Source organism: Pseudonocardia autotrophica, from assembly GCF_003945385.1.
Lineage (GTDB): Bacteria > Actinomycetota > Actinomycetes > Mycobacteriales > Pseudonocardiaceae > Pseudonocardia > Pseudonocardia autotrophica.
The window spans coordinates 4,714,843-4,732,550 of sequence record NZ_AP018920.1 but is presented as its reverse complement, the minus strand read 5'-3'; the positions used below and the strand labels follow the sequence as shown (position 1 = coordinate 4,732,550).

18 protein-coding genes are annotated in these 17,708 nt (G+C 75.3%); 10 read left to right on the top strand and 8 right to left on the bottom strand.

Annotation, left to right across the window (positions count from 1 at the left end):
* Positions 1-55 precede the first annotated feature (55 nt).
* Positions 56-712 (top strand): TetR/AcrR family transcriptional regulator, encoded by a 657-nt coding sequence (locus tag Pdca_RS22100; RefSeq protein ID WP_085916463.1) that lies wholly within the window; start codon positions 56-58, stop codon positions 710-712.
* On the opposite strand, the gene mgtE is transcribed toward Pdca_RS22100, so the two are convergent.
* From mgtE to Pdca_RS22085, 3 genes are all read right to left on the bottom strand, one after another.
* Positions 681-2,117: a magnesium transporter gene (mgtE, locus tag Pdca_RS22095; protein WP_085916471.1), complete on the bottom strand. Its 1,437-nt coding sequence runs from the start codon at positions 2,115-2,117 to the stop codon at positions 681-683. The two genes, Pdca_RS22100 and mgtE, sit on opposite strands and share 32 nt — an antisense overlap.
* 125 nt (positions 2,118-2,242) lie before the next feature.
* Positions 2,243-3,268 carry a methyltransferase gene (locus Pdca_RS22090; RefSeq protein ID WP_085916462.1) on the bottom strand — a complete coding sequence of 342 codons (1,026 nt, stop codon included), beginning with the start codon at positions 3,266-3,268 and terminating at the stop codon, positions 2,243-2,245.
* 38 nt (positions 3,269-3,306) lie between these two features.
* Positions 3,307-3,792, bottom strand: coding sequence for a cupin domain-containing protein (locus tag Pdca_RS22085; RefSeq protein ID WP_085916461.1), 486 nt, complete (start codon positions 3,790-3,792; stop codon positions 3,307-3,309).
* A gap of 169 nt (positions 3,793-3,961) precedes the next feature.
* On the opposite strand from Pdca_RS22085, the gene Pdca_RS22080 reads away from it, so the two are divergent.
* The 3 genes from Pdca_RS22080 to Pdca_RS22070 all read left to right on the top strand — a co-directional run bounded on the left by Pdca_RS22080 (position 3,962) and on the right by Pdca_RS22070 (position 5,661).
* Positions 3,962-4,297 (top strand): hypothetical protein, encoded by a 336-nt coding sequence (locus Pdca_RS22080; RefSeq protein WP_125911515.1) that lies wholly within the window; start codon positions 3,962-3,964, stop codon positions 4,295-4,297.
* Between the two features lie 78 nt (positions 4,298-4,375).
* Complete coding sequence (locus Pdca_RS22075; protein WP_085916459.1) at positions 4,376-5,026, top strand: DsbA family protein; 651 nt, start codon at positions 4,376-4,378, stop codon at positions 5,024-5,026.
* Entirely contained in the window at positions 5,023-5,661 is a 639-nt protein-coding gene (locus tag Pdca_RS22070; protein ID WP_085916458.1) for a vitamin K epoxide reductase family protein, read from the top strand. The genes Pdca_RS22075 and Pdca_RS22070 overlap by 4 nt, the downstream gene beginning before the upstream one ends.
* A 49-nt stretch (positions 5,662-5,710) precedes the next feature.
* Here the strand turns inward: Pdca_RS22070 and tatA are convergent, their stop codons facing one another.
* Together tatA and mgtA are read right to left on the bottom strand one after the other, a co-directional pair.
* On the bottom strand, positions 5,711-5,953 hold the full coding sequence (gene tatA / locus Pdca_RS37610) for a twin-arginine translocase TatA/TatE family subunit (protein ID WP_085916457.1): 243 nt from the start codon (positions 5,951-5,953) through the stop codon (positions 5,711-5,713).
* Positions 5,954-5,956: 3 nt separating this feature from the next.
* A complete protein-coding gene (mgtA, locus tag Pdca_RS22060; protein WP_085916456.1) occupies positions 5,957-8,650 on the bottom strand; it encodes a magnesium-translocating P-type ATPase in 2,694 nt (897 codons plus the stop codon).
* Between the two features lie 91 nt (positions 8,651-8,741).
* On the opposite strand from mgtA, the gene Pdca_RS22055 reads away from it, so the two are divergent.
* The 4 genes from Pdca_RS22055 to Pdca_RS22040 all read left to right on the top strand — a co-directional run bounded on the left by Pdca_RS22055 (position 8,742) and on the right by Pdca_RS22040 (position 12,451).
* Positions 8,742-9,080, top strand: a complete 339-nt coding sequence (locus tag Pdca_RS22055) for an ArsR/SmtB family transcription factor (RefSeq protein ID WP_085916455.1) — start codon at positions 8,742-8,744, stop codon at positions 9,078-9,080.
* A 347-nt stretch (positions 9,081-9,427) separates the two neighbouring features.
* Positions 9,428-10,726 carry an LCP family protein gene (locus tag Pdca_RS22050; RefSeq protein WP_125911514.1) on the top strand — a complete coding sequence of 433 codons (1,299 nt, stop codon included), beginning with the start codon at positions 9,428-9,430 and terminating at the stop codon, positions 10,724-10,726.
* Between the two features lie 81 nt (positions 10,727-10,807).
* Positions 10,808-11,410, top strand: a complete 603-nt coding sequence (locus Pdca_RS22045; protein ID WP_125911513.1) for a DedA family protein — start codon at positions 10,808-10,810, stop codon at positions 11,408-11,410.
* Between the two features lie 48 nt (positions 11,411-11,458).
* Positions 11,459-12,451 (top strand): NADPH:quinone reductase, encoded by a 993-nt coding sequence (locus Pdca_RS22040; protein WP_085916470.1) that lies wholly within the window; start codon positions 11,459-11,461, stop codon positions 12,449-12,451.
* 50 nt (positions 12,452-12,501) lie between these two features.
* Here Pdca_RS22040 and Pdca_RS35715 read toward each other — a convergent pair whose 3' ends face one another.
* Both Pdca_RS35715 and Pdca_RS22035 read right to left on the bottom strand, forming a co-directional pair.
* The gene (locus Pdca_RS35715) at positions 12,502-12,678 is read right to left on the bottom strand and encodes a hypothetical protein (RefSeq protein ID WP_158092352.1); all 177 of its coding nucleotides are present in this window, start codon (positions 12,676-12,678) and stop codon (positions 12,502-12,504) included.
* Between the two features lie 66 nt (positions 12,679-12,744).
* On the bottom strand, positions 12,745-13,170 hold the full coding sequence (locus tag Pdca_RS22035) for an ATP-binding protein (RefSeq protein WP_085916452.1): 426 nt from the start codon (positions 13,168-13,170) through the stop codon (positions 12,745-12,747).
* A 181-nt stretch (positions 13,171-13,351) separates the two neighbouring features.
* Between Pdca_RS22035 and Pdca_RS22030 the strand changes: the two genes are divergently transcribed.
* On the top strand, positions 13,352-14,446 hold the full coding sequence (locus Pdca_RS22030) for a glycosyltransferase family 4 protein (protein ID WP_158092351.1): 1,095 nt from the start codon (positions 13,352-13,354) through the stop codon (positions 14,444-14,446).
* Between the two features lie 139 nt (positions 14,447-14,585).
* Here the strand turns inward: Pdca_RS22030 and Pdca_RS22025 are convergent, their stop codons facing one another.
* A complete protein-coding gene (locus tag Pdca_RS22025; RefSeq protein ID WP_085916469.1) occupies positions 14,586-16,088 on the bottom strand; it encodes a PucR family transcriptional regulator in 1,503 nt (500 codons plus the stop codon).
* Positions 16,089-16,212: 124 nt separating this feature from the next.
* On the opposite strand from Pdca_RS22025, the gene Pdca_RS22020 reads away from it, so the two are divergent.
* Positions 16,213-17,619 carry an aspartate aminotransferase family protein gene (locus tag Pdca_RS22020; protein ID WP_373865481.1) on the top strand — a complete coding sequence of 469 codons (1,407 nt, stop codon included), beginning with the start codon at positions 16,213-16,215 and terminating at the stop codon, positions 17,617-17,619.
* Positions 17,620-17,708 lie beyond the last annotated feature (89 nt).

Below are 17,708 nucleotides of genomic sequence, written 5' to 3'. Positions count from 1 at the left end.
GAAAACGTACGTCGTACGATACGGTCGGACGGCATCGACCACAAGGGGGACGCCGATGGCGCGGCAGCAGCTGAGCCGCGAGCGGGTACTCGCCGCGGCAACCGAGCTGGCCGACCGGGAGGGGATCGCGGCGCTCACGATCCGGGCCGTCGCGAACCGGCTCGGCAGCGCGCCGATGGCCGTCTACCACCACGTCGCGGGCAAGGACGAGATCCTCGACGGCCTGGTCGACACCGTCTTCGCCGAGATCGACGAGCCGGTGCCGGGGCAGCCGTGGCGCCCGGAGCTGGCCCGGCGCAGCCGTTCCGCGCGGGCCGCGCTGGCCCGCCACCCCTGGGCGGCGCCATTGCTCGACAGCCGCCGCCGGCCCGGCCACGCCACTCTCGCCCAGCACGACGCCGTGCTCGGAACATTGCTGTCCGACGGGTTCGACCTGCCCGCCGCCGGGCATGCGTTCGCCCTGCTCGACGCGTTCGTCTACGGGTTCGCGCTGCAGGAGGCCGCGCTCCCGTTCGCGCCGGACACCATCGAGGCCGGAGCGCAGGAGATCGTCGCGGCTCTCCCGGACGGCAGCTATCCGCACCTGGCGCGGTTCGCCGCCGAACGGATCGGCCCCGGCTACGCCTTCGGCGACGAGTTCGACGTCGGGCTGGAGCTGGTGCTCGACGCCATCGGCACGCTCAGAGCTGCAGTACCAGGTGTGCCACGCTGAAGTAGATGACCAACCCGGTCGCGTCGACCAGGGTCGTCACCGCCGGCGCGGACACCACCGCCGGGTCGATGCCCACCCGGCGCGCGATGAGCGGCATCGTCGCCCCGATCGTCGCCGCCCAGGCGCAGATCACCACCAGCGAGATGCCGACCACCAGCGCGATCGACGCGCCGACCAGCGCGGTCCCGATCACCAGCCCGGCGAGCGCCAGCATCGTGCCCAGTGCGGCACCGACCCGCGCTTCGCGCCACATCACGGCGAGCACGTCCGAGGGCCGCACCTCGCCGACCGCCAGTGCTCGCACGCTCGCCGTCGCGGCCTGCGCGCCGGCGTTGCCGCCGGTGCCGATCAGCAGCGGTACGAACAGCGCCAGCGCGGTGACCTGGGCCAGGGTGTCCTCGAAGTACTGCAGGACGTTCACCGTCAGGGTGGCCGCGACCAGCAGCAGGAGCAGCCAGACCACGCGGGAGCGGGCCAGCCCCAGCACCCCGGCGGTCATGTAGTGGCCCTGCCACGGCTCGGCGCCGGACTGGCGGGCCACGTCCTCGGACTCGGCGCGCTCCAGCTCCTCGACCGCGTCGTCGATCGTGAGCAGCCCGAGCAGCCGCCGCTCGGCGTCGACGACCGGCAGCGCGATGCCGTCCGAGTCGCCGAGCAGCCGGGCCGCCTCCTCACCGGTGTCGGTGGCTCGGACCCACGGGATGTCGGTCTCCACGAGCTCGGTCAGCGGGGTGTCCGGCGGGCTCAGCACCAGCTCGCGCAGCCCGATCGTGCCCTCCAGCCGGCGGCCGGGGCCGACCACCGGCAGTGTGTAGACGGTCTCGGCGTCCCGGCCGGTCCGGCGCACCCTGGCCAGCGCGTCGGCGACCGTGCCGCCGGCGTGCAGGCTGACCACCTCGGGCGTCATGAGTCTGCCGACCGAGCCCGCCGGGTAGCCGAGCAGCGCCGCCGTCGCGCGGCGCCGGGCCGGGGTCAGCCCGGCCAGCACCCGGTGTGCGACCGAGGCGGGCATCTCGCCGAGCAGCCGGGCGCGGTCGTCCGGGTCGAGGCCCTCGACCAGCTCGCGGACGGTGTGCCCGCGGCCGTCGGCGGGCTCGTCGGCGGTGCCCTCGCGCATCCCGTCCAGCACCCGCTGGGCGCTGACCGCGTCGAGCTCCTCGAACACCGCGGCGGCGGTGTCCTTGTCCAGCAACCGGAACAGCACGCCCGCGTCGGTCTCGTCGCAGCGGGCCAGCACCTCGGCGAGATCGCGGGCACTGAGGTCGCAGGCCCGGGCGGCGACACCGACCAGGTCGCCGTCGTGCAGGGCTCCGGTCAGCAGATCGGTGAGGTGGTCGGGATGACTCGGGACTCCACCTCGGGCGGCCTGATCGGCCTGCGTGCGCGTCGTGGTCGTCGCGTCCATGTCCACCTCCCTGCTCCGGAGACGGGCCGGGACCGCGCGAGACGGCGCAGCATCGGCCCGGTGAGTTGCGTACAGCAACAGTCGTACGCTTCACGCAAGCGTCTCGCACCCGGGCCGGACGGCCGTCACCGGGGTGTCAGCGGACGGGCGTCGATCACGCTGCGTGGGCCGGCGGTCGCGGTGACCGACTCGACCCGGAAACCGGTGTCGGCCAGCAGCTGGGCGTACTCGGTGCGGGTGCGTTCGCGACCGCCGGTGCCGACCAGCATGTGCAGGTCGTAGAGCGCGGGTCCGGGATCGCCGGGATCGTCCTCGGGCAGTACCTGCTCGACGACGAGCACCCGTGCGTCCGGTCCGGTCGCGGTCCGCACGTTGCGCAGCAGGGCGCGGCACTCGTCGTCGGTCCAGTCGTGCAGCACGAAGGACAGCAGGTAGACGTCGGCGTCGCCGGGCACCGCCTCGAAGAAGTCGCCCATCATCACGTCGCAGCGATCCGCGACGCCGGCCGCGGTCAGCTCGGCGTGTGCGCGCTGCGCCACCAGTGGGAGGTCCACCAGGATCCCGCGGCAGGCCGGGCGGGCGGCCAGCACGTGCCGCAGCAGTGCACCCGTCCCGCCACCGAGATCGACCACGGTGCTGCCGTCCGGCACGTCGTAGGCCTCGACGAACCGGGCGCCGGCGTCGTCGATCAGTCCGCGCTGGGTGACGTCGTAGAGCGCGCCCAGCTCCGGGCGGTGGGTGAGGTGGCCGAACAGCGGGCGCCCGTTGACCCGGGTGCAGGCCTGCTCACCGGTGCGGACCGACGCGGTCAGGTCGTCCCAGAGCGGGCGCCACAACCGGGAGGTGAGCAGTGCCCTGGCGTGCGCCCCGCCGGGTGCGTCCCGGCGCAGCGCATCGCCGAGCGGGGTGGTCGACCAGTGGCCGTCGGCCGCGCGGGTGCACAGGCCGAGCGTGCCGAGCGCGCGCAGCAGCCGGTCCAGCGCCGGTGGATGGGTGCCGGTGGCCTCGGCCAGCTCCGGGGTACCGACCGGGCCGTCGGCCAGTACGTCGGCGACGCCCAGCTCGGCTGCGGCGCAGATCGCGTCGGTGATCCAGTGCGCCTGGACCATGCCGATCAGCTCGGTGGCGGGGGACGGGGATGCGGTGTCCATCCGGGAAGTGTCCCCGGTCACACCGGCCCGCGCCGGGATCAGAGACCGGGATGGTCGCGCAGGTTCACCTGGTCGCAGGTCAGCGCGAACGCGTCGATCTCCTCGGGGGTGGGCGGCTCGGCCCGGGCGGCGAACTCGGCCAGCCCGCGGAAATAGCGCTCGCGCGGGGCGCCGGGGACGAACAGGATCAGGAACCGGGCCGCCGAGTCCGGCCCGGTGCGGAACGCGTGCACCCCGCCCGGCGGGACGTGCACGAGGTCGCCGGGGCCCGCCTCGGTCCGGTCCGCCCCGGTCATGATCCGCAGCCGGCCCTCGAGCACGTAGAAGCTCTCGGTGAATCCGGAGTGGTAGTGCGGCATCGCCCCCGGCGAGTCCGGCGGGATCCACGACTCGAACAGCCCGAAGCCGCCGCCGACGGCGTCGCCGGGTGCGGCGAACCGGGTCCACGACCCGGTCCGCGAGGTGACGGCCTGCTCGGTGGTCGCAGCGGGGCGCCACACCGCCGACGGTTCGGGGAAGCTCACGCCCACCGACGGTAGTCGTCGGGTGACCGGGCGTCCTGTGGCGACGGCCGGTCGATCCGGATCGACCCCGCGGCCGAACACCGGGGGAGCGGCGAACGCGATGCCGGCCGTCGGTATCGTCGGCGGCACCGGCGGAGCGGATCCGTCGCGGTCCCCGTGGAGGAGCGAGGTGAGGTCGTTGCGCGCCCTCGCCTCCCTGTTGCTGCTGGCACTGGCGCTGCTGATCTGCGCCGGTCCGGCCGCGGCCGGGCCACCGCCCGGGCACACCGCGGCCGTCGGCGCCGCGGAGTGTCCGTACCACCCGCCGTCGACGCTGCACGCGGGTGACTCGGACCAGGTGCCGCGGCGCGGGGACGACGGGCCGCCGGTACCGGACGTCGCACCGGCGACCGTCCCGGTCGCGCTCGCCCCCGTCGCACCGCCGGACACCGTCGCGCCGTCGCCACCGGAACGGACGCTGCGCACGCCCTCACCGGTCGAGCAACTCTGCGTCGATCGGAACTGACCAGCGGGAGCCCGGTCCGTCCTGTCCCGATCCCGTGATCCGGCATCCCCGCCGGCCCCCCGTGGAGGAACCCTCCCGATGACCCGCAACGTCAAGATCTCCCTCGCCGTCGTCGGCGCGTTCGCGCTGATCCTGGCGGCGCTGCTGTTCGCCAACCGCCCGGACGCGCCGGATACCGCCCCGGGTGGCGCCGTCGCCGCCGACACCCTCGTCCCGGCCGAGGCGCCCCGCCTCAACGACAACCCGGGCGCGCCGGTCACGATGGTCGAGTTCCTCGACTTCGAGTGCCCGTCCTGCGCCCAGATCCAGCCGGTGATGAGCCAGCTCGTCCAGCAGTACGGCGATCGCGTCGAGTTCGTCGTCCGCTACTTCCCGCTGCCCAACCACAGCAACGCCGTGCCTGCCGCCGTCGCGGCCGAGGCCGCGCACCGGCAGGACCGCTTCATCCCGATGTACGAGCGGGTGTTCCAGACCCAGGCCGAGTGGGCCGGGGCGGAGGACGCCGCGGGCATCTTCCGCGGCTACGCCGAGGAGCTGGGGCTGGACATGGCCGCCTACGACGCGGCGGTGGCGGACCCGGCCACCCGGGCGGCGGTGCAGGAGTCCGAGGAGGCCGGCCTCGCCGCGGGCGTGCAGAGCACCCCGACGTTCTTCGTCAACGGTGAGAAGCTGAACCCGGAGTCGGTGCAGGACATCACCGACGCCCTGGACGCGGCGGTGGCCCCGTGACCGCAGCCGCCCCGACCGAGGAGTTCGCCCGCGTGCCCGTCGAACCCGCACCCGCGGTCCCCGGACCGGTGCCACGGCTGTTGCCCTGGCTGCTGATCGTGGGCGGTGCGCTGGGCCTGCTGGCCGCCTTCGCGCTGACCGTCGAGCGGATCGCGCTGCTGCAGGACCCGAACTACCAGCCTTCGTGCAGCATCAACCCGGTGCTGTCCTGCGGGTCGGTGATGACCACCGAGCAGGCCGCGTTCTTCGGGTTCCCGAACCCGCTGCTCGGGATCGGCGCGTTCGCCGTCGTGGTCACGACCGGGGTGGCGCTGCTGGCCGGTGCCCGCTTCCCGCTCTGGTACTGGGCCGGCCTGACCGCCGGCTCGGCGGCCGGGGTCGTGTTCGTGCACTACCTGATCTTCCAGAGCCTCTACCGGATCGGCGCGCTCTGCCCGTACTGCATGGTGGTCTGGGTGGTCACGATCCCGATCTTCTGGTACTCGGCGCTCGCGACGCTGGACCGCAGCGGCGGTGCCCGGGGGCTCTACGCCGGACTGCGCCAGTACCACGCGGTACCGGTGGTGCTCTGGTTCGTCGTGGTCATCGGGCTGGCCCTGCACCGGTTCTGGGACTACTGGTCGAGCCTGCTCTGAGCCGCCGGTGCGGGGGACCACACGGTCTCCCGCACCGGACCGGCCCTGCTCAGCGCTCGGTGTCGGTGCGGGACTCGGTGCGCGGGGTCTCGCGGCCCGCGCCTGCTTCGGGGAGCTCCCGGGGCGGGGTGCCGTCGCCGTCGGCCGGCTCGTCCTTGGTGTTCAGCTCGGTCTTGAGGATCCGGCTGGAACGCCCCACCGAGCGGGCCAGGTCGGGCAGCTTCTTCGCGCCGAACAGGAGCACGATCACGAGCAGGATGATCAGCAGCTGGGTCGGTCCGGGAGGGGTCATCTCTCACTCCTTGTCCGCCGGGCGGATGCCCAGCACGTGACGCAGGTACAGCGACCGCGTCGCGGCCGCACACAACAGGAACGGCGGGACCACTGCGAGCAGCAGCGGCCACACCGCGGCGGGCGGCGCAGCCATCCCGAACAACGGGGCGACCGGTGTGAAGGGTAACGCGACGCCCGTCACCACCACCGCGGCCACCGTCACCACCACCGCCCGGGCGGGCCGGCCGGCCCGGGTGCGCAGCAGGAGCAGCACCAGTACCTGCGAGAGAACGCCCTCGACGAACCAGACGGCCTGGAACACCGCCTGCTCCTCCGGGGTGTCCAGGCCGAGGTAGCGCCAGACCGCCCAGAACGTGAGCAGGTCGAACGCCGAGCACAGCGGCCCGAAGACGGCCATGAACCGCAGCATCCCCCGGGTGTCCCAGCTGCGCGGCCGGGCCGTCCAGCCCGGTTCGACCCGGTCGAACGGCAGCGCCAGCGCGGCCACGCTGAACAGCACGCTCTGCAGCACCAGCTGGGAGGGCAGCAGGGGCAGGAACGGCAGCACCGCCGAGGCGGCCACCACCGACAGCGCGTTGCCGACGTTCAGCGCGGCGGTCACCGTCAGGTAGCGGGTGGCGCGCCCGAGGGTGCGCCTGCCCTCCTCGACGGCGGTGACCACGACGTCCGGGCCGCGGTCGGTGAGCACGATGTCCGCGGCCGCCCGCGCCGCCGGGACCGCGCCGTCGACCCCGATCCCCACGTCGGCGGCGCGCAACGCGGCGACGTCGTTGACGCCGTCGCCGAGGAAACCCACCGTGTGCCCGCCCGCCTGCAGGGCGGTGACCACACGTTCCTTCTGCAACGGGCCGAGCCGGGCGAACACCGTGGTCCGGTCGACGGCGCGGGCCAGCGCGACGTCGTTCATCGCGTCCAGGGCGGGGCCGTCCAGCACGCCGTCGACGTCGATGCCCGCCCGCTCGCAGACCTGCTCGGCGACCGTCGTGTCGTCGCCGGTCAGCACCTTCACCGCGACACCCTGGGCGCGGAACCGGGCGACCGCGGTCGCCGCCGACGCCCGCACCGGATCGACCATCCCGACGAAGCCGAGCAGCAGCAGGTCCCGCTCGGGCTCCGGGTCGTGTGCGGGGGCCCGCCGGGTCGCGACCGCCACCACCCGCATCCCGCGGGCGCGGTGGCCGTCGGCGGCGTCGGCGGCCGCGGCGCGCAGCGAACGGGTCAGCTCGACCCGTGCGCCGTCGCGCACCGTGTGCGTGCAGCGCGGGAGCACGGTGTCCGGGTCACCGCGCACCAGCACCAGCTCACCGGCGGCGTGCGCGTCGCGCAGCACCACGGTGGCGCGCCGGCGGGCGTGGTCGAAGGGCAGCTCGCCGACCCGGGTGAGCAGGCCCCCGGCCAGCAGCGTCGAGTCGTCGCGGCCGGCGCCGGCGAGCGCCTCGTCGGTGCCGTCCCGGGGGACGCCCTGGAACCGGACGGCGACCGCGGCGGCGTCGCCGGGAGCCGGATCGGGGCGGCCGTCCAGATCGACCGAGTGCGTGAAGACGACCCGGTCCTCGGTCAGCGTCCCGGTCTTGTCGAGGCAGGCGACGTCGATCGCGCCGAGATCGTGGATGCCGTCCGGCCGGGTGACCAGCACTCCCGCGTCGCGCAGCCGGGCGGTGCCGCGCAGCAGGGTCGTCCCGACGATCACCGAGAGCAGTTCCGGTGCCAGCCCGACGGTCACCGCGACCGCGAACAGCAGCGCCTGCCGGGAGTCCCCGGAGACCGTTCCGTTGATCATCAGCACCAGCGGGGCGGCGACCAGCATGCACCGCACGAGAGTCCAGCTCACCGACCGCACGCCGCGGTCCACGGCCGACTCCGGGCGGGGCCGGCGCGCCCGCCCGGCGAGCTGCTCGGCGTGTGTCGTGGCCCCGGTGGCCAGCACGACGGCGGTGGCCCCGCCGCGGGTGACGGTGCTCCCGGCGAGCAGCAGCGAGCCCAGCCCGGTGACCGGGCGCCGGTCCTCCCCGCGCCGGTGCCGGGCACGGCGGGGGCCCGGTCCGGTGCGGTCCGACGGCGGCGCCTTCGGCACCGGCAGCAGTTCCCCGGAGAGCGACGACTGGTCGACGAGCAGGTCGTCGGCGCGCAGCAATCGCAGGTCCGCGGGGACCGGGTCGCCCGCGTGCAGCAGCACCACGTCGCCGGGCACCAGATCCTCGGGCGGGATCTCGCTCTCCCGGGGTGCCGAACCCGGCGCGGGCCGCCGGCGCACCGTCACGGTGGTGCCGACCCGGGCGCGCAGCACCCGGGCGGCGCGCCCGGTGCGGATCTCGTTCCACATCCGCAGCCCGATGCCCAGCGCGGCGAGCAACAACACCAGTGCGGCGCTCGCCGGGCCGTCGGCGACGGCGAGCAGCGCACCGAGCACCACCATCAGACCGGCGAACGGGCTGGCGACGGCCCGGCGGACCCAGCCGGCCGCCGACCGGCCGCGCTCGGCCGCCGGGACGTTCTCGCCGTACTCGGCGGACCGCACCGCCGCGGTCTCCTCGGTGAGTCCGCGGCGGGACGTGTCGAGGCCGCGGAGCAGGGCGAACGCGTCGGCCGTCGCCGCGTCGCGCAGCGCGGTCTCGCCGCGGGCGACGGGCGGCCCGGGCGGTGCGGGACGGGTGGTCGGCGACCCGCCGGGGATCCGGCGGCCGGTCCGGTCCATCACACTCCTCGGGTCCCGGCTCCACGCCGGGAACCGTGTAGGTAGGGTAACAGTTGCGTAAGTGGCGCAACTGTTGCAACTGTCTTGGGGCGTGGTGGACGAGCCGGAGCTGCTCGATCCCGAGCTGCTGGCCGATGCGGCCGCGGCGTTCGGGATCCTGAGCGCGACCTCCCGGCTGCAGATCGTCTGGCTGCTCGCCGCCGGGCCGCGCGACGTCGGCACCCTCGCCACCGCGCTCGGCCAGCCGGTCGCCGCGGTCAGCCAGCACCTGGCCAAGCTCAAGCTGGCCGGGCTCGTCCGGGCGCGGCGCGACGGGCGCCACCAGATCTACGTGATCGACGATCCGGGCGTCGTCGAGGTGGTCCGCGCGGTCGTCGCCTCCCGGACGGCACGCCGTCCCGAGGCGCCGGGCGAGCGGGGGACCGCGTGACGCCGCCGCGGCCGGGGCGGCGACCCGACTCGCCGACCACACCGCTGCAGCCGCGCACACCGGACGCCCGGGGCGGTCCCGGCCGGCCGGCGCCGGGTGCAGCGCCGCCGCCCGGTGCTGCGGGGTCCCGCGGCACCGGGACGCCACCGCCGCCGCCCGGGCGAGCCGTGCCTCCGGCCGCCGGTCGGCCGGGAGCGGCTCCCGGCGGTGCGGCCCGGCGGCCTGCCCGCGCCGGCGTCCCCGCGGCCCCGGTCACCGGCCGCCCCGCTCCCGGTGGCGCCCGACCCGCTCCCGGTGGTGCCCGACCGGCCCCCGGCGGTGCCGGCCGGCAGCGGTCCGCCGGCGCGGTGCCTGCCGGCCGGGCGCCGGGCCCCGCGCCCGGCGGCTCGTCGTCACCGACCGACCGGCTCCAGCCCTGGCCGCGCGCCGAACGGGCGGCCCCGCGCCGTCCCCGGCGGGTGCGGCGCTGGGCGGCCACGCTCTCGGCGGCCGTCTTCCTCGCCACCGGTGCCGGCTGGGCGGTGCTCGGCGGCGACGGCGGCCTGGTCACCGCGGACGTGACCGGGGAGAGCGTGGCCGACGGCGCCACCGACATCCTGCTGGTCGGCAGCGACTCCCGGGTGGACGCCCGCGGGAACCCGCTGCCCCGCGAGGTCCTCGACGCGCTCGACGCGGGAGACGCCGACGGCCAGCAGAACACCGACACCCTGATGCTGGTCCGGATCCCGGACGATCCGTCGCTCGGGGCGTCCGCGGTGTCGATCCCGCGCGACGCCTGGGTGGCGGTGCCCGGCCTGGGCACCCACAAGATCAACTCAGCGCTGGCGCGGGGCGCCGCCGTCGCCCGGCCCGGCCTGCAGGAGCAGGGACTGAGCGGTCCCGAGCTGGAGCGGCAGGCGAACGCGGCGGGCAGCCGGACGCTGGTGCAGACCGTCGAGGCGCTCACCGGCGTCTCGGTCGACCACTACGCCCAGGTCAACCTCGCCGGGTTCGCCGAGATCACCCGCGCGCTCGGCGGGGTCCCGGTCTGCCTGAAGGGCCCGGTCGACGACCACTACTCCGGCGCGCGCTTCGCGGCCGGCCCGCAGACCGTGCAGGGGGCCGAGGCGCTGTCGTTTGTCCGGCAGCGGCACGGCCTGCCGGGCGGGGACCTGGACCGGGTCCGCCGCCAGCAGGCGTTCCTGGCCGGATTGACCCACCGGCTGCTGTCGGCGGGCACGCTGGCCGATCCGGTCGCGGTGGCCGGGCTGTTGCGTGCTGTCAACGGTGCCGTCGTGCTCGATCAGGGCTGGGACCTCACCTCGCTGATCGCGCACGCCGCGGAGCTGCGCGGCGACCGGGTGGAGTTCCGGACGATCCCGACCGGTCGCGCGGACTACCGGACCGGCTCCGAGGGCGTCGCCGTCGAGGTGGATCCGGCGGAGGTCAGCGCGTTCTTCGCGGAGCTCACCGCCCCGAAACGGCCGCCCACCGATGATCACGGCGCCGAGGGTGCGGGTACGGGCACTGTGGAGGCCGACACTGCGCCCACCACCGGCGCGGGCGGGGGCAGCGCAGCCCCACGGGGGGATCCGGTTCCGGTGTCGGAACCCGCGAGCGTCCCCCCGCCCGACCTGACCGCCGACGGCGTGCCCTGCGTGGACTGATCCCCACCGGCACGATCCCTGAGCCGAGGAGCTCCCATCTCCGAGATCATCGAGTTTCTCAACTCCGTCCCGCTGTGGGTGGTGGTGCTCGTCGCGGGTCTGATCACCCTCGGCGAGACCACGCTCGGGATCGGACTCGTCCTGCCCGGCGAGACCGTGCTGATCGCGGCGGCGATGGCCGTGCCCGACGTGCCGTCGGCGGTGCTGGTGACCGGTGTCGTCGCGGTCGCGGCGATGGGCGGGGACTCGATCGGCTACACGATCGGGCGCAGGCTCGGCCCCCGGCTGCGGGATTCCAGGCTGATCCGGCGGATGGGGCAGGACAAGTGGGACGACGCGGCGCGCACGCTGCGCAGGCACGGATCCTGGGCGGTGCTGTGCGCCCGGTTCCTCCCGGTGGTGCGGACGATGACGCCGGCGGCGGCCGGCGCCTCCGGGCTGCCGCTGCGCCGTTTCCTGCCCGCCGTCGTGGTCGGGGCCATCGCCTGGGCGTCGCTGCACGTGGCGGCCGGCTACCTGCTGCGGGAGGCCGCGGAGAAGTTCGAGCACGCCTTCGGGCTGCTGGGCTGGGTGTTGCTCGGCATCGCTCTCGTGGTCGGCGCGATCGCCTGGAAGGTGCGCCGCCGCCGGGCGGAGGCGCGCAAGCGGGAGGCCCGCGAGAAGGTCGCCGCGCTCCGCGAGTGAGGCGACCGGGGGGCGACAGTCGCGCCCGCCGCGGGCAGGATCATGCCGATGAAGGCAGTCAGCTACTCCCGTGAAGGCGCGGCCCGCGACGTCCTGACCATCGGTGACCTGGACACGCCGCAGCCCGGCCCCGGGCAGGTCAGGGTCCGGATCCGCATCTCGGCGGTGAATCCGACCGACACCAAGACCCGCGCCGGCACGACGTCGCGCCCGATCGACGTCGTCCGTGTCCCGCACCAGGACGGGGTCGGCGAGATCGACGCGGTCGGGGAGGGCGTCGATCCGTCCCGCGTCGGACAGCGGGTGTGGGTGTGGCTCGCCTCGCCCGGCGGCGAGGGCGGTGCGCCGCTCGCCGAGTGGGGCAGCTGCGCGCAGTACACGGTGCTGCCCGCCGCGCAGGCGACACCGTTGCCCACCGGCGCCGCGGACGATCTCGGTGCCTGCCTCGGGGTGCCTGCGATGACCGCCTACCACTGCGTGCTCGCGGACGGCTCGGTGTCCGGGCGCACCGTGCTGGTCACCGGCGGTGCCGGTGCGGTCGGGCACTACGCCATCCAGATCGCGCGCTGGGCCGGCGCCACCGTGGTCACCACGGTCTCCGGGCCGGAGAAGGCAGCGCAGGCCCGGGCCGCCGGGGCGCATCACGTCGTGAACTACCGGGAGGGCGATCCGGCCGCCGCGATCCTGGACGCCGCCGGGCCGGTCGACCGGATCGTCGAGGTTGCGCTCGCGCAGAACCTGGAACTGGACCTCGCGGTGCTGCGCCGGGGCGGGCACGTCGTGTCCTACGCGGCGACCCCGCAGGATCCGGCGCTGCCGGTCCGGTCGCTGATGACGGCGAACGCGGTGCTCCGGTTCATGCTGCTCTACAACGTCGAGCGGGACGTCCTGGCGGACGCGGCACGCGGGGTGAGCGTCGCGGTCGCGCACGGCGCGCTCACCCCGCTGCCGATCCACCGGTTCGGTTTCGACGACGTCGTCGCCGCCCACGAGGCGGTCGAGGCAGGCGTCACCGGCAAGGTGGTCGTGGACCTGTCCTGACGGCCACCCCGGCAGCCACCCGTCAGCAGGCTCCCGTCAGTGGAGGTCCGTCAGTAGGAGTCTTCGTCCTGGCCGGCGTCGCGGAGCTGATCCGCGAGGTCGGCCGGATCGGCCTCCCGGTCGGTGCCGGGGACGACGGGGATGTCGTCGTCATCGGGGAGCACCGGGCGGCGCTGTTCGAGCGCGTCCGCCGGGTCGGCCTCGGAGATCGGGGTGTCGGGGCGCATCGTCTCTCCTCTCGCTCGGTCGGTCGGGGCGTACCCAGCCGGCGGGCGCCTCATGCACGGGGCCGGTCAGCCGGGTCCGATCAGGCGCAGCTGGGGGACCACCGGCGCGCCGCGGGCCGAACCCAGCTCGGCCCAGGTCGTCTTGCCCCGCGGGTGCCTGCGGACCCCCCAGCTGCGGGCCACCGAGCCGACGATCTGCAGGCCGCGCCCGCGGCGTGCGGACGGGTCGAGCGGGCGCTCGTGACCGGGTACCGGTGAGCCGTCGCGGACGGTGACCCGGACCGCTCCCTCGCGGACCCGGGCGGTCAGCACCAGCGGTGTGCGTGCGTGGTCGATCCCGTTGGCGACCAGCTCGTGCAGGACCAGCACGGCGTCGTCGACCAGGATGTCGTCGTCGAGCAGCGGGGCCAGGAAGCGGCGCAGCTCGGACCGGACGAACCGGCAGGCCGACGGCTCCGGGGCGACCCGGAGCCGCCATGATCGGTCGCTCACCGTCGAACCTCCATTCCGGCTCGTCGGACGGTGCCGATGACTACCCGCGGTTGCTGCGACCAACACCTTCGCGTCCGTTCGGCGGTCCGGTGCTCCGGCGGGGACGGGTACCGTCGGGGTGTTCGACGCGTAGAGCCACCTGCGCGTGCCCGCAATCCTGCGAGCACGACGAGGAGGCCCGTTGCGCATCGCCGTCATCCGCACGTCCGAGGTTCCCGACGGGTGCGGAACCGCACCCGTCTCCACCGCCCTGGCCGTTGCGGGACACCGCGTCCTGGTTCTCACCGACCGGCCGGGTGAGCACGACCCGGTTCCCCCGGCCACCGGGCCCGGGGAGCTGGAGGTCCGGCCGCTGGCGGGCACCGGCACCGGCTGGGACGACGACCCGCCCGACCTGGTGCACGCGATCGGACCCGCCGCCGTCCGGTGGGCGGTCGCGACCGGCGTGCCGACCGTCGCGGCGTACCCGACCGGTGGCCCGGACCCGAGCGGTCCGCCGGAGGGGGTCGCGCTGGTGCTCGCCGACTCCCAGCACCGGCACACCGCGCTGCTCGAGACGGGCGTGCCGCGCGCGCAGCTGCGGACCGTGCCCGCCTGTGTCGACACCGACGACTACACCCCCGAGGGCCCGGCCCTGCGCCGCGGCGAGCACCCGAGGCTGGTCCTGATCGGCTCGCTCGCCCCGGGAGCCGGGGCGGGTACCGCGATCCGCGCGCTCGCCCGGCTGCGCGACGCCGAACTGCTGGTGGCGGGCGGCACGCGGGGCGACGACCCGGACCGTGCCCGGCTGTTCGCGATGGCCGGGGAGGCCGGCGTCACCGGACGGGTCCGGTTCCTCGGACCGGTCGGGGACGCCCAGCGTCCCCGGCTGCTCCGCTCCGCCGATGTCGTGCTGGAGGTGCCGAACCGGGCCGTCCCGGTGGCCCCGGTGCTGCAGGCGATGGCCTGCGCCCGGCCGGTGGTGGGGTCCGCGGTCGGCGGGGCGGCCGACGCGGTGGTCGACCGGGTCACCGGGCTGCTGGTCCGGCCCGGGCGTCCCGCGGACGTCGCCGCCGCCGTGCGCGACCTGCTGGGCGACGACGCCATGCGGGCCGGCTACGGCATCGCCGGGCGGGACCGGGCGGTGTCCAGGTTCGGCAGGTCCCGGATCGCCGTCACGCTGACCGCGCTGTACGGCGGGCTGATCGGGCCGGCGGAGCCGGACCCCGAGTCCGATTCGGAGTCCGATCCGGAGGCCGGGGCCGAGCCGGACTCGGCGATGGAGCTGCTCGGGTAGCCCGGCCCGAGGACCGTGCTCCGTGACGGGAGCAGGGCCGCGTCGCGCTGCCGCCGGTGCGACGGCCACCGGTACGGCCGCTCGACGGCGATGTCGCACAAGCGATGGGCGAGGTCGAGCTGCTGCGGGCGGACCGCGGTCAGTGACCGGCCCGGCGCAACCCGAGCAGCGCCAGGTGCACCGAGGTGCGAACCTCGGGCTCGGTCAGGTCGGCACCGACGAGCGTCGACAGCCGGCGTATCCGGGCGTAGGCGGCGGGCCGCCCGGTGCCGATCCGGCGGGCGAACTCGGCGACGACGCCACCCGCGTCGACCAGCGCGTCCAGCCCGGCCAGCGCCTGCTCGCGCTCGGCGTCCGGCAGCGCGAGCACCGGCCCGAGCTGTTCCTCCACGAAGCCGAGCAGCCGGGGATCGTCACCGAGCCGCCACACCAGCCCGCGCACGCCCAGCCCGGCGCGGCGCCTCGGCAGCGGTGGCCGGGCCCCGGGCGGCGACGTGGACCGGTACACCTCGGCCGTCGTCCGGGCCTGACACAACAGCTCCGGCAGCCGGTCGAACGGGCCGGGCCCGGCGACCGCCACGACGGTGCCGGGTGGCAGCAGCCGGACGAGCTCGTCGGCGCGGGATCCGCCACCGGCCCGGCGGGGGAGTGGCACCAGCACGACCTCCGCCCCGTCGAGGCTCGCGGTCACCGCGTCCGGGACGACCGCCGGTGCGGTCCCGGACGCCGCGCCGTCGATCAGCACCACCTCGAACTCCCCGGTGGTGTCGATCCCGGCGGCGCGGGCGCGCAGGGCGAGCCGGCCGGTGTCCACCGGCGTCGCGGCGGCCAGCTCACCGAGCAGCGCGTCGTGCGCGGCCCGGAGCAGCCCGGCCGGGGCGTCTTCGCGGACCAGCAGCGACAGCGCGTCCGCCGTGTGCCCGAGTACCGCGGCGATCCGGTCCTCGGTGCCCGCGGCCGGGCGGGCTGGGACCGCGAGCCTGCCCCAGCGCGCGCCCGGCAGGCCGACCGGCGCCGTCCGCCAGCCCTCCGGCCCGGCCGGGCCGGCCAGCCGGGAACGGGCCGGCCAGTCCCGCAGGTCCGGCTCGCCCGCGGTGAGCAGCACCCGGTGCGCCAGGTCCTCGCACACCACCGGACCGTCCAGCAGGACCGCGGTCTCGGCGACCACCCGCTGCGGTGCCGCTCCGTGCAGGGTCAGCGTCCGGAACACGGTGCCCGCGTGCTCGGTGAACGACGCCCGGTCGTGCCGCTCGGTCAGGATCGTCCCCAGCACCCCGGCGACGACCTCGGCGAAGCGCACCGTGCGGCGCAGCTCGACCAGCGGGAAACCGGCTGCGCGGGCGGCCTGTACCAGCGGATCGGGCAGCGCGGCGAGGTGCTGGCCGATCTCGACGACCAGCCCGACCCCACCCGCCGCGCGCACCGCCGCGACGTAGCGGGCCGGATCGGTGGTCGGGTCGGTGGCGGGCAGCCCGACCGACAGCACCAGCACGCCGTCCGGCAGTGTCCCGGCGGGTTCGGCCAGCTCGCTGACGTGCACCCAGCGGACCTCGGTGCCCAGCGCGGCCCGCCCGGCGCGGACGGCGGGTGCCCCGGCCCGGACCTCCGGGCGGGCGAGGACATCCGCGATCGTCGGGTACACGCGGAGCACTCCGTTCTGGTCGGGGCATCAGACGATACGAATCGTATCGGCGTGTCCGGCGGCGCAGGCCGGACGATCGGACGGACGACCGCGACCGCCGGACGGCACGGACAGGAGTCCCCCCATGACCGCACTCGAGGACCGCAGCACCGCCGCCGACGACCCGCCGATGTCCGCGGCCGCGCAGGCCGCCGGGAAGCACCTGTGGATGCACTTCGCCCGGATGCACGGCCGGGACGGCGCCAACCCGATCCCGGTGATCACCCGGGGCGAGGGCATGAACCTGTGGGACGACCGCGGCCATCGGGTGCTGGACGGGCTGGCCGGGCTGTTCGTCGTGCAGGCCGGCCACGGCCGCCGGGAGCTCGCCGAGGTCGCCGCGAAGCAGGCGTCCGAGCTGGCGTACTTCCCGGTGTGGGGGTACACCACCCCGCCGGCGGCCGAGCTCGCCGAACGGCTGGCGCATCTCGCGCCCGGCGACCTGAACCGGGTGTTCTTCACCTCCGGCGGCGGGGAGGCGGTCGAGTCGGCGTGGAAGGTGGCCAAGCAGTACTTCAAGCTGCGCGGCAAGCCCGCCAAGCACAAGGTGATCAGCCGGATGACCGCCTATCACGGCACTCCGCACGGGGCGCTGGCGATCACCGGGCTGCCCGCGATGAAGCAGGACTTCGAGCCGCTCGCGCCGGGCGGGTTCCGGGTGCCGAACACCAACCTCTACCGCCATCCCGAGTTCGGCGGCGACGCCGAGGCGCTCGGGCGCTGGGCCGCGGACCGGGTCGAGGAAGCGATCCTGTTCGAGGGCCCGGGCACCGTCGCCGCGGTGGTGGTGGAACCGGTGCAGAACTCCGGGGGCTGCCTGACCGCGCCCGCGTCGTACTTCGCCCGGCTCCGCGAGATCTGCGACCGGCACGACGTGCTGCTCGTCTCGGACGAGGTGATCAACGCGTTCGGCAGGCACGGGCACGCGTTCGCCTGCACGAAGTTCGGCTTCACCCCGGACATCGTGACCTGCGCCAAGGGCATGACCTCGGGCTACGGCCCGCTCGGCGCGATGATCGCCTCGGAGAAGGTGATCGAGCCGTTCCTGGAGCCCGGGGTGACCTTCCCGCACGGCTACACCTGGGGCGGGCACCCGGTCTCGGCCGCCGTCGCGCTGGCGAACCTCGACCTGATGGAGCGCGAGGACCTCTACGGCAACGTGCTGGCCCACGAGCAGGCGTTCGGCGACACCCTTCGCCGGCTGCTGGACCTGCCGATCGTCGGCGACGTCCGCGGTGACGGCTACTTCTGGGCGATCGAGCTGGTCAAGGACAAGGACACCCGGGAGACCTTCGACGCCGCCGAGCGGGAGCGGCTGGTCAAGCAGTACCTGCCGGGGGCGCTGTTCGGGAACGGGCTCTACTGCCGTCCCGACGACCGCGGTGACGTCGTCGTGCAGCTCGCCCCGCCGCTGATCGCCGGGCAGGCCGAGTTCGACGAGATGGAGCAGATCCTGCGGCACACCCTCACCGAGGCACAGGCGGTGGTCTGACCGCACGCCGCGGTTCCCCCGTAGCACCCCGGCGCGCCCGGCCGGCCGTGTCGCGAAGTTGTTCGGCAACCGCCCGGTAACTACGTTGT